Annotated in this window: 10 protein-coding genes; 2 read left to right on the top strand and 8 right to left on the bottom strand. The window is 32.4% G+C overall.

The features are described 5' to 3' along the window. The first annotated feature begins 196 nt into the window (after positions 1-196). On the top strand, positions 197-895 hold the full coding sequence (locus F8154_RS10650; RefSeq protein ID WP_151861601.1) for a bacteriorhodopsin: 699 nt from the start codon (positions 197-199) through the stop codon (positions 893-895). Positions 896-1,287: 392 nt separating this feature from the next. Here F8154_RS10650 and F8154_RS10645 read toward each other — a convergent pair whose 3' ends face one another. From F8154_RS10645 to F8154_RS10635, 3 genes are all read right to left on the bottom strand, one after another. Next, positions 1,288-1,917 (bottom strand): hypothetical protein, encoded by a 630-nt coding sequence (locus tag F8154_RS10645; protein ID WP_192930251.1) that lies wholly within the window; start codon positions 1,915-1,917, stop codon positions 1,288-1,290. A gap of 305 nt (positions 1,918-2,222) precedes the next feature. Continuing rightward, a complete protein-coding gene (locus F8154_RS10640; protein WP_151861599.1) occupies positions 2,223-2,969 on the bottom strand; it encodes a GNAT family N-acetyltransferase in 747 nt (248 codons plus the stop codon). Between the two features lie 182 nt (positions 2,970-3,151). Next, on the bottom strand, positions 3,152-4,081 hold the full coding sequence (locus F8154_RS10635; RefSeq protein WP_151861598.1) for a helix-turn-helix transcriptional regulator: 930 nt from the start codon (positions 4,079-4,081) through the stop codon (positions 3,152-3,154). A gap of 422 nt (positions 4,082-4,503) precedes the next feature. On the opposite strand from F8154_RS10635, the gene F8154_RS10630 reads away from it, so the two are divergent. Next, on the top strand, positions 4,504-5,571 hold the full coding sequence (locus F8154_RS10630) for an acyltransferase family protein (RefSeq protein ID WP_151861597.1): 1,068 nt from the start codon (positions 4,504-4,506) through the stop codon (positions 5,569-5,571). Between the two features lie 79 nt (positions 5,572-5,650). On the opposite strand, the gene F8154_RS10625 is transcribed toward F8154_RS10630, so the two are convergent. From F8154_RS10625 to F8154_RS10605, 5 genes are all read right to left on the bottom strand, one after another. Further along, positions 5,651-6,046, bottom strand: coding sequence for a CPBP family intramembrane glutamic endopeptidase (locus F8154_RS10625; RefSeq protein WP_207706875.1), 396 nt, complete (start codon positions 6,044-6,046; stop codon positions 5,651-5,653). 397 nt (positions 6,047-6,443) lie between these two features. Beyond that, positions 6,444-7,889 carry an amidohydrolase family protein gene (locus tag F8154_RS10620; protein WP_192930250.1) on the bottom strand — a complete coding sequence of 482 codons (1,446 nt, stop codon included), beginning with the start codon at positions 7,887-7,889 and terminating at the stop codon, positions 6,444-6,446. Positions 7,890-8,146: 257 nt separating this feature from the next. Next, complete coding sequence (locus F8154_RS10615; protein WP_192930249.1) at positions 8,147-9,943, bottom strand: GNAT family N-acetyltransferase; 1,797 nt, start codon at positions 9,941-9,943, stop codon at positions 8,147-8,149. A 216-nt stretch (positions 9,944-10,159) separates the two neighbouring features. Next, complete coding sequence (locus tag F8154_RS10610; protein WP_151861594.1) at positions 10,160-10,699, bottom strand: flavodoxin domain-containing protein; 540 nt, start codon at positions 10,697-10,699, stop codon at positions 10,160-10,162. A gap of 426 nt (positions 10,700-11,125) precedes the next feature. Further along, the gene (locus F8154_RS10605; protein WP_151861593.1) at positions 11,126-11,716 is read right to left on the bottom strand and encodes a GNAT family N-acetyltransferase; all 591 of its coding nucleotides are present in this window, start codon (positions 11,714-11,716) and stop codon (positions 11,126-11,128) included. Between the last annotated feature and the right edge of the window lie 211 nt (positions 11,717-11,927).

Genomic DNA, 11,927 nt, shown 5'->3' with positions numbered 1-11,927 from the left:
GCTTTTATACAAGGTATTAAATGTTAGTACAGTACCTACGTTGCTTTTAACAGTATAAAGTACTAGGAAAATGTTAAAGATACTAATGAAGAAAGCTTATTTCCACCTATTTCAATACTTGGCGGTACTCATATCCCCTTAGAAAAGGAGTTATCAGTAGCGTCTCTCATATGAACTTATATAGAGGAGTGATTAAATGGACGAGTTTATTCTACAGCTTCATTGGTTCTACGCAGCAGTGATGCTGGCAGGTGCTTTATACTTTTATTTTCAAAGTAGAAATCCTCAAGGGGTGCCTCAATACGAGTACTTAATTGCTATTTTTATACCTGTTTGGTCAGCTATAGCTTATTTTTCCATTGCAATAGGTCAAGGATTTTTAAAAACCTCCGAACAAACAGTATTCTTCGCACGTTATTTAGACTGGATTGTTACAACACCTCTGCTGCTTCTGTCACTGGCACTTACAGCAATGTTTTATACATCTAAGAACATCTCTATTATTTTATCCCTAGTATTTGCAGACATAATAATGATATTATCTGGACTTATAGCAGACCTTTCAGAGCATAGTCTAAAGTATATATGGTACTCCATTGGTATGGTTGCTTTATTTATTATTCTTTTTATAATTTGGGTACCCCTATATAAAATTGCTAAAGCAAGCGATACAAAGCTCAGTAACCATTATAAAACAACCGCTTTGTACCTAACTGTCCTTTGGATTAGCTATCCAACAGTATGGCTAATTGGTCCTTCTGGTCTTGGTTTGATAACAGAATCAAGTGATGTTTTAGCCTTTATTTTCTTACCCATATTTTCGAAGGTAGGCTTTAGTATGCTAGATCTATACGGCTTAAGAAGACTTAAGCCATATTCAGCAATTAGGCAGTAAGAAAAAATAGTAGCAAGGTACTAAGCCATAAACTAATGGCTGGCTTTTTATCTCAGCGGCGTTACTAACACTCCCGCTTCCAAAGCAGGAGATAAGTGCCGCTAAGCTTCGAAATAAGGGCAACTAAAACTCATTTGGAGTTAAAACTCCATCTGAACTAAGTTTTCTTTATAACCATATAAGTAAAGGCATAGTGTATAATAGCTACTATGCCTTTATTTTAAGTATATACTTAAATGCTTTGAATGATATGTTATTATTATCTCAGGCTTCCGCACTTATATGTTGATAGTAATAATAATGTTTACAAGCATCTGCATATTTGGGGTTGCTGATTATTTGCCTCATAATTTTTTATGTGCTTCATTAATCAACTATGTATTAACAGTTTATTAAGCACTACCCTCAGCTAAAGCCTTTTTCTTATGGCTTTCTCTTTTATACATTAATGCTAGGTATCCTACAAGAACTACAATATATATTATAACCCTTATAATTTCAGTGGTTTGATAAAAATGTACTCCATCATGGGCAGCATGACCAATTGCTCGCCTAACAGCTATAAAAATCCATTGGGCAAAGCATGATGCATAAAATAAATACGCCCATCTTTGTAGTTTTCTCCATTTTGCCATCCCCATTTTAGCCTTAGGCTTTTTCATTGATGTCCAACCTAAAACTACCAGTAAAACAAAATTAATATATCCAGACAAGTAGGTTATAATTGTGGTTAATGAGCTATAGCCAAAGGCTTCAACACCATTAATTAAATCTATCATAAAGGGTATAAAAGCTACAACAGTGCCGCCTAATGTATAAATAATTGCTTGTGGTAAAGACCAAATTACTGCCAGTATAGATAATTCTGTTCTCACAGACATCATTGGTTTTTTAAAGCTATGCCCTTTAGGTATTACGCCAGCATACATAACATACATCCATATGGCAGCTGGAATAACTGCACTGAAGCTTACCCTAAATGGTATTATATACCAAGCATGATAATCCACTTCAACGAACAAGGTAACAATATAATAGATGAATGTTAGAGCCGATACTAACCAAGATATTGCATACCATGTTCTTATTTGTTTTTAAAGGGCTCCCTAAAATAAAAAACTATTATTCCCACTACTAATAATGATAAAACAAGTACTAAACTCCTATCCATTTTGTCCATCTCCTTCATTTTTTTATTCAATTCATTATAACAGGTGAATGTGAAAATGACAATCATTATCATGTTAATATTAAAAAAAATGGACTTTTTATACACGCCTATATAAACCTTGTTTTTCACAAGATATGATATTAAACTGGATTTAAATTACTTCAAAACCATCTTTTTTAAATATCCTAAATTAAGTAAATGTGTGGTTATAAACCTTCCTTCATAGAAAACTGCATAATTATTAAATACACATGGGACAGACTTAGCCTTTTCCAGTGTGTCTATTTTAACGAGGTTTAAAGGTATTTTGTTTTCTTTGCAATACACTTCTACTTGCTCTATACAATTGGGTATATATGGACATTGCATGGAGTAGTAAATTGTTAGATCTTTAGTATCTATTTTTTGCTTTCTAGCACCTTCAGTAAAAGAAGGCTTTGTACCGTCAAAGGATAGAGCCAATAGTTCATAATTATCAATAACATCAGCTACCTCAAATCCATATTTCAGCATGTACTTTTTATCTGTAAGGAATGGAGTTTTTTTCTTTGAGCTAATGACACAAATCCCAGACTTGCCATTACTCTTAGCATCTTCAATGCAATACTCCAATAGTTTCTTGCCATGTCCCTTTTTTTTATAGCTACCTGAAACCCAAAAACAATATATATAAACATAGTTTTCCCCCATAACAGGTACCCAAGCATTTTCTACTGAAGCATACTCTATAAAAACCTTTCCTCTAGCATCAAGCTTTTTAAAAACATGACCTTCTTTTATTCTTTCAGCCAACCAAGTTCGCTTCATACCAACACCATGCTGATGTTTTTTATCAGAAATTGCACAGCACAAATGCTCTTCATTAACGTTATTTGATTCTGAGTTAATATAGCTATCACACATCAATAAAACCTCCTTAAGTAAAAAAATAAATTAAGCTTTATCATACAATAATCAGATAAAAGCCGTTATTCTATAATTATTAGTATACTAATGATTATTACAATACCACCTGATATTATACGCAGCCATTTATAAAAACATTATTAACCCTCCAGTGCCATTATATTATTGATAAGATTATGTCAACAACCCCGTCCCTCTGACACTTTATATATATCCAATGCTTTATTCAGCTTTTCTTTAACAGCTTCTCTAATAGAATTTGGCTCCAGAACTTCAACATAGCATCCAAATGAGAGAATTAATCCATAAAGCCACTCATCTTCAAGAAATGAAAATGATACAGTGTATGTACCATCAGGATTCTTGATAATTACATCATCTTCAAATGCGTCATAGAGCCTGTACAGGGCCTGTGGATAAAATTTCAGCTTTAATTTTACTGGCTTTTTTAGTTCTTCATTAGCCTCAGATGTTTTGTAGCTTGCAGGATTTTTTCTTTCAAAAGCTTCATTTGTTAAAACAACATTCTTCATCCTTGAAATTCGGAAAGTACGAAAATCTTCTCTTGCTTTGCAGTATCCCCACAAATACCATGCATTACTCTTAAATACCATCCGCATTGGCTCAATGCTTCGGCTGCTTCTAACCCCTTCTGAGCTAAGGTAGTCAAATCTAATGAGCTTACGTTGAAGTATAGCCTTCTTAATATTTATAAACTTTTCATTTTCATTAGGTTTACTACCCCAAGCGGAAAAATCAATATACACCCAATCTGTTGAATCTACATTATTAAATAATGCTCCTATTTTATCCAGCACAATATCAATTTCTGGATATTTGGTTGCCTGCAATGTTTTAAGAGCAAGCATTAGGCTTTCACTTTCTTGCTCTGATATGAGGGTTTTATTAAGTGAATAGCTTTCCATTAATGAGATGCCACCTCCCTTACCTTTATTGGTAAAAACAGGCACACTAGCACTTGAAAGCACGTCAATATCTCTATATATTGTTCTTTTTGACACTCCAAACCTATCTGCAAGCTCCTTCGCAGTAACGGTTCCTTTGTTTAGTAGAATTATTGTAATCTCCAACAAACGAGTTATCTTCATCTTGATTTCACCTCCCTTAAGTCAATTATACATCATTAAATTGACATATGTATGTCATATTTAATAAATAAGTAAATCTAAGTGCTATTGGAGTTTATCCACTCACATCCGTAAACGGCTTTGCTACAACTGGTTATAATCACTGCTTGATAAGGTTTGAAACTCCTGTCCCCACGATGCAATAGTTAAAAGAAGCCTTGTATAGGATCTATGTTTTCATATATACTGATAACTGTAGATTAAAACAACTAAAAATGTTGTTTTTAAATGTAACTGGCAATAAATTAGCAAATCTTTAGTACAAAAGCCTAAGCAATAAAGCAGGTACAAGAATTTTGATTAGACATTATTAACAATTAGGCTGGTATTAAAAGAAGGAACTAAATACAGGAAGGTTTTTTGACAACAAGAGCCTGAAAGGAATGAACATAAATTTGAATAATATTACCAGAAGGTATGATATTGATCTTTTAAGGGTTATTGCAATTATTTTACTTATGATTTATCATACAGCAATATTTTTCACTCCCTTTGCAAAGCACATTTTGTTCATGAAAAATGATATATCATTAGATTGGCTATGGAATCTAATGAGCTTACTAAACACTTGGAGGATTCCATTACTGTTTTTTGTATCTGGAATGGGTGTGTATTTTTCATTTCAAAGAAGAAACTGGAAGGCTCTATTAAAAGAAAGAGCTAAAAGAATTTTAATACCATTTGTTTTTGGATTCTTTGCTATAACACCTATACATATAATGCTATTTCAGTACTATTATAAAAAAGCCATTTTCTATTTCCCAAGCCCAGGCCATCTTTGGTTTCTAGGGAATTTAATGATTTATATAATTATCACGATACCTGTTCTTGTGTTCTTAAAAAATAGAAAAGACAGTTGGCTTATGCTTAAAATTAGGAAAGCAGTTGAGAAGAATAGCTTATTGATATTTTTTCTGTACATTCCATATGTTTTAGTAGCTAGGCTTACTCCAGGGTATGTTAGTTTCACTGGCTATGCCATGAGTGGTCATGGTTTTAGAATAGGACTAATTTCATTTATTCTAGGTTTTTTAATTATTTCAATTGGTGATGGGTTTTGGAAAGCTTTATCAAAGTATAAATATGTGTGTCTATTTTTAGGAACATGTCTATATGTGTTTAGAGTATATTATTTAGATTTCGCTTCGCCCCATTGGCTAACAGCAATTGAATCAATAAGTTTAATATTTTTTATTTTGGGAGTCGGCTATAGTTATTTAAATAAGGACTTTAAATATCTTTCAGTTTTAAGTAAAGCAGTTCTACCAGTGTATATTATTCATATGATAGTAATGTACATAGGTGCTATAATAGTTCTTCCACTATATATTCCTGCTACTGTAAAGTTTATACTCATCAGTTTTTTTACAATAATCGTATGTTACATTATTTATGATTTAATTATAAAAAGACTTAAGTTTTTACATTTGTGGTTTGGTATTAGAAGTTGATACTGAGGTTTTAACTGTATTAGAAAAAAGAATATAAGAGAAGAACACAAGAGAACCGTCCCCTCGTGTTTCTCGTGTTTTAAATAGAATTGAACATTGCGGCAATAGATGCAATAATATTACCTGTCCCATGTAGCAACCAACTTGAGATAATCGAACCGCCAGACTGTTTTTCATTAATCCATCCACTCAACCATCCAGATATACCAGTTAAAGTAATTATAACTATAGCCCCCAATACTCCTGCTATCCAAAAAAACAACATCCCATGTAACAGACCAAATAGTAAGCCTTGTGCAATATTCCCTATCTTAAATCCAAATTTACTTATAAGTCTTTTAGCTAGAAATCCCCTAAAAAAAATTTCCTCAGATAGACCTGTTTTTATGAAAGAAAATATTAGGGCAGGGATTAGGGCAGAAAAACCTTTTCCTGCAAACTGGGCAGTTGCATTATTAGAAACATCAACATACAAGGGGAGTATAACAAACACCACGAGAAATGAAATAAATATCATAAATAATACCACTACAACATATTTTCTACAATCTTTTATGATTATTCTCTTGATGCCCAACCATTGTAAAAAATTCGCATTTTTTCTTCCGTTTATTATCCACCAAATAAATGGTATGATTGAAAATATAATAACCTGAATTATAGCACTTATAAATAACCGAAAATTTTCCAGATTAATTACCTCCTGTTTCATCTTACTTTATTAAATTATAGCTGGCATTATTAAACATAAACGCCTATTTCATTTAGCCAAGAGGACTACCAGAAATGATGGGACAATGTCTCATAACGTTTCTGTGTTTATGACGTTTTTTAGCTGTACCCTATAGAAATACTATCATAGTGGAACTTTTTTAGAATGGTTCTTTTTTATTAAAAACTATATTTCCTTCTTTAATAACAAGATTAATTCTTTTTAAATTACATATATTCTTTAATGGATCACTATCTAGAACGACAATATCACCGACTTTTCCCTCCTCAATAGTTCCTAGTTCATCTATCTTTCCTAATAGTTCAGCTGCATTTTTTGTTGCAGTCTGAAGGGCATCGAACTCACCCATACCATTTACAACATATAACTCTAGCTCCTTGTGTAATTGTCCGTGTGGAATATATCCAGCACCTCCTGCTCCGCAATCAACTCCGGCAACAATTTTCACTCCTTTTTCTATTGCTTTACTAATATTCACAGGAAAATACTCATGTTTGAATATTTCTACATCATTATGAAACTTACTCCAGAATCCACCATTTTCTATATCGTCTCTTACTTTTTGTAAACACTTTTTCCCAAAAGAATGAAATGGTTCTGGTACTAATTCTTTCATTTCTTCCGTTTCATATATATCAGGATTATCTATAATATTTTTCCAATTATAAATAGCATGTGCTGTTGGTACCCAATAAACTTCTTTTTCTTTCATAAGATTAAATATCTCTTCACTAAGTAATCCCATAGGTGAGTGCTCAATACTATCTACACCTGCTTTAACCGCTTCTGAAAACCCTTCCGTTCCATATATGTTGTGGCAGGCAACTTTCAGATCTAGTTTGTTGGCTTCTTCGCTAATAGCTCTCAATATTCTAGGTTGCATACTTGCCTCTAAATGCTCATTTTTTAAACCTTTAGTTAACAACTCTAATTTCATGTTTTCATCTTCTGCATAAGGATAATTAGAACCTGGAGTAATAGTCTTTATAAAATCTACTCCTTCTCGTTTTAGTCTTCTAACAACCTCTTTAGCTTCTCTCTCATTATTTACGTCAATAGATAAACCTCGTATTCGAAATAATCGTTCTATGAAAAATCGCACAAAAGAGTTAAATGGCAAATATGCTAATATACTAAAATAACTATAAGGTACAGAGATCGCAGGTCCAGATGCTAAAATCCTAGGTCCAATAATTTCACCTTTATTCACTTTTTCTTTATATTTAAAGATTTTATAACCACGACCACCGGGCATGTTTCTAACTGTAGTAACTCCAGAGCGTATAGTTAACCAACAATTTCGTTTAAATTTTTTAATTAGTTTTTCAGCATATGGTTTCATAAAATCATCTACTCCAGATTGAAAAAGATGTACATGAGAATCAATCAAACCTGGAATTACTGTTTTCCCTGTAAGAGTTATTACTTTTGTATCTTCGAATGTCTCCAGCTCACCCTCTTTTATAATTTTTTCTATGATACCATTTCTAATACTTATTGTCATATTCTTCTGCACATGGTCAGTATTGCAATCAATTAAACTTACATCCTTTAATATAAGATGATTCGATTTGTATTTTTCCATATATTCACTACCCCTTTGTTTCATTCCCCTTTATTTAGTGATATCTTTTTCTCTCTCCAAAGCTTATCTGAATTACACTATCGTTTTCGTGTTTGCGACGTCCCTGAGCCGGAACCAAAAGCTAGACTGCCTTAGTGGAACTTGTTACCCAATGAAGTAATGTGGTGTGCTGACCTTCACTTCAAAATGTGCCCACCAGCACCCCTGCGTAAAAACACTGTTAGGTGGAGTAAGACTTATGTAATTTTATTAGAAGTTTAATTTCTTCGGTGAATCCATTCATTTCTTAATATACTCATCTGAATTTGATTCTTGAATTTACCAAACCTAAAGCTTTCCTCCCTACAAACACCTTCTTCTATAAATCCTGCTTTTTTATAGCTTTCAATAGCTTGTCTATTGTAGTCTAATACTCTTAGCCATATTCTATTAAACCCTAATTCACCAAATCCAATATCTAGTATTTTCTCTATAGCTTCTGTTCCATATCCTTTTCCTCTGTACTCACTTTTTATAATAATACTTAACTCTGCTCTTCTATTCCTCCATGAAATACTGAAAAACTCAATTATTCCAATAATTTCACTTGTGCCATTTAAAATAACATAGCATTTTGTGTTTTTAGCTTTAAGATATTCTTTATCCGGTAATTCTGTAACTCCAAGCATCTCTTTGACATAGTCTTCTTTGTGTAATTTTCTAATATCATCTAAATCTTCTTCTGCAGCAGTTCTGAACCCTATCCTATATTCTTTTTCTTTAAACAGATTTTTCATATTAGAACTTATTTTAGGTTTTTCATAATTATCATTCTTGATTATTATTGTGCTTTTCTTCACAGGTTGATATTTTTCAATATACCATTTTTGAATAGGAATATACTTTTGTCGATATTTTTCAATAACTGTTTCACCCATCAAACATCCATCTCTTATAGAAGCTCTTTTTAATACTTCTTCAAATGAAATATCTAGGTATATTCTTAACTCAAAATATTTATCAATTGGTTCTCTATATAACAATACTCCTTCAACTAAAACTATTGTATCAGGATTAATTTCATACTTTTTAATGATATTAAATTCATTACTCTCTAATTCTAATAAAGTAAGCTCTTTATCTAATATCCCATCTGATATAACTGGTTTTAGCAACTCAGTTTCAATACAATTAAGATTAAAAGCATTGTGTATATATGATAGGATAGGATTAGTATCCTTATGTCTAATCTCAGAAGGATTGTGAAAATCATCCAAATGAATAGTTTGGATATGGAAACCAAGTTTCTTAAGATAATTTGCTAAATCCTTAGTGAAAACTGTCTTCCCTGAAGTATCTACACCATTTATCCCAACAATAAGCGGTATCTCTTTCTTTTTAGTGTTAATTATTGTATTAGATACTTTATAGTAAATTCTGTTGATTTTCTCTATAATGTAATATATGTTTATTGTTGAAACTGCAGTAAAATTTGCATATTGATATTCATCCCCCCCGTAACCATAAGAAACTCCAATAGACAGGCAGCCAGTATCTTCAGCTGATTCAAAATCCGAAGCTCTATCCCCTACCACTATAGCATTACAACTCTCAGTTTCATCTAAAATCTGTATTATATGTTGTGATTTAGTAAGTCCATCAATTCTAGACTTAATAATAGAAAACTTGTCTTTAATTGCAAAATTACTTAGTATCCTATTTGTGTAAATATCACTACCATTTGTACAAATACAAAGAGTGTAATCAGCATTCTTGAGTTTGTTTAGCATTTTAATAACACCCTCATATAACTTTCCTGATTGAACCAAGAGTTTTTCCTCGATTGACCTTACCTCATTTTGTATGATTTCTACTTCTTTATTGGTTATTTTGTCTCCAAATAATATTCTGCAAATATCAATCGTAGGTTTGCCTATAAGCTCTATTAATTTACCTTTTTCCCATGTTTGTACTCCTCTTGCCATACAAATTTGATTAATAGCTTCAACAAATATGGTGTCAGTTTTAAACAAGGTACCATCTAAATCAAATATAATGGTTTTATATTTGTACATTTTGTTCCTCTCCATTTCCCAAATTATAGAAATATAAGTTATCTTGAACCTATTTCACCTGACGTCCTGCATCTGTGATGTCCCTGAGCAGGCTTGTAAGTTAGTCCGTCTTGGAGGTGCTTCGTTCCCAGTGAAACGATGTGGTGAGCACGCCCCGTTAGGAATGCTTCATATACTAATATTAACTCCACTCATTTTATTGTGTAAAAATCAATATTATAATATCTTTGCCTGCTCTTTTACAAATTCAACTAAAGGTACAATATATTTTCGAGAAGAAATATCATAGGAATTTGCAATAGCTTTCTCACATCCTGTTTCTGCTGAATTTTTGATTTTTTTCCTACCTAGAATTTTAGCAAGCGTCTTCATAATTGTACGATCTCCAAAACTCATTTTTTTGTAATTTAATCCACTCTGCATATAAAAATGTGGAATTGTTTTCAACTCTTTTTCTGAAAAAACCCTCTGCCAAATTTTATTAATAACATCTTTTGCCTCTAATGGTGTTCCGCCTGTGGCAAATACAACAAGTTTAGTGGTTATACAACCTACAAACAATTCTTTTATCTCTTTTATTCCATCAACTTTTCCTGCATGAACACGACTTCCGTAAATTACACAATCATATTCTGCAATAGTGGACAGAGGGAAATTTTCGTAACTCGAAATATCACAGTTAAGTTCCTCTCCTATCCATTCTGCATACATTTTAGTAAAACCAGTTTTGGACTTATAAATAACAATTGTCTTCATCTTTTCATCTATACCTCCATCTAGTGTTATGGTATTGTCAATCAAAAGACCCTCAAAAACTGCTCCGAAATGATACGCCAATGTCTTATAACGTTTCCGTGTATACGGCGTTGCTCAGTGTTACAGGTAGTGCTCCAAACTTAGGTAGCTCTTATCTTAGGTTGGAGTGCTGTCGACTCGTTTAGCTGGGGAATGTATGAGCGTGACTACTTAGTAACACCTTTAGTCTAACCCTAGAGGCTTTTTGACCCTGTGCTGAACAAGTGTAAACACATTGTTCGATGATGGAGTGATATAACTCTCTAACGCTTTACTTCATTTTTTTCTTGAACTATTATTCATATCTCTACCTATTTTAACCGTTCTATTAATCAGTAAAATTATTACCTGATTGGTTAAAAGGTTTTTTACAATATGTATTGTATCTTACAGATTCTTCTCTATAAAATGATTTTCATATCGATTCCAATAGTATAAATAAGTTCTATCACTCTCTCCATCAATATTGAGTTGATACATGCGAAAAGTTACTGGAATATCTTTAGGTTGCCACTGCTCTACATAGGAGTATTTATAGCTCATACCTAGTCTTTTCATCACCTCGCCGCTTCTTGGATTATTTATATCGTGAGTAGCGGTGATATATTTGTAACCTGCTTTTTTAATTATTTCTAATACCCCTTTTGTCACCTCACTAACAATACCTTTATGCCAAAATTCTTTTTTCAGCCCATATCCAAAATCACAACTTTCATTATCTGAAAGCCACACATAACCAATAGGCTTATCGTACTCTTTCAGGCAAATGGCGTAACGGTAATTTGATGGTTTATCGTAATAAGCCAAGAAACGTTCCTCTAAAAACACCTTTGCTTCATCAAGAGTCTTTAGAGGAAGCCATGGTAGAAATGTATTTACTTCCTTACAACTTAAAATTTCAAATAAAGCTTCTACGTCATCCTGAGTAAACTTACGTAAAATAAGTCTTTCAGTTTTAATTACAGGTGTATTTTCCATATCATATTATTCTCCTTATAACTGACTTTATTAGTATAATCAAACAGATTTCTATCCTATTTACATGTTATACTATGTTTTAAAATGTTACATCATATTTGTAGTAAACTGTTAGATAGCTTCTATCTTAGGTTAGATTACAACCGACTCGGTTAGCTGTGGAACATGTATCCTCCTTGTAATAATATCTATTTAGTTGTTTGCAAAATGC

The organism is Alkaliphilus pronyensis, from assembly GCF_009017275.1.
GTDB lineage: Bacteria > Bacillota > Clostridia > Peptostreptococcales > Natronincolaceae > Alkaliphilus_C > Alkaliphilus_C pronyensis.
This window is presented reverse-complemented; position numbering and strand designations above follow the sequence as displayed.

Coding starts and splice junctions, on each gene's coding strand:
- F8154_RS10635 (WP_151861598.1), bottom strand. CDS start 4,081: ATGAAGATAACTCGTTTGTTGGAGATTACAATAATTCTACTAAACAAA.
- F8154_RS10605 (WP_151861593.1), bottom strand. CDS start 11,716: ATGGAAAATACACCTGTAATTAAAACTGAAAGACTTATTTTACGTAAG.
- F8154_RS10630 (WP_151861597.1), top strand. CDS start 4,504: ATGAACATAAATTTGAATAATATTACCAGAAGGTATGATATTGATCTT.
- F8154_RS10615 (WP_192930249.1), bottom strand. CDS start 9,943: ATGTACAAATATAAAACCATTATATTTGATTTAGATGGTACCTTGTTT.
- F8154_RS10610 (WP_151861594.1), bottom strand. CDS start 10,699: ATGAAGACAATTGTTATTTATAAGTCCAAAACTGGTTTTACTAAAATG.
- F8154_RS10650 (WP_151861601.1), top strand. CDS start 197: ATGGACGAGTTTATTCTACAGCTTCATTGGTTCTACGCAGCAGTGATG.
- F8154_RS10640 (WP_151861599.1), bottom strand. CDS start 2,969: ATGTGTGATAGCTATATTAACTCAGAATCAAATAACGTTAATGAAGAG.
- F8154_RS10620 (WP_192930250.1), bottom strand. CDS start 7,889: ATGGAAAAATACAAATCGAATCATCTTATATTAAAGGATGTAAGTTTA.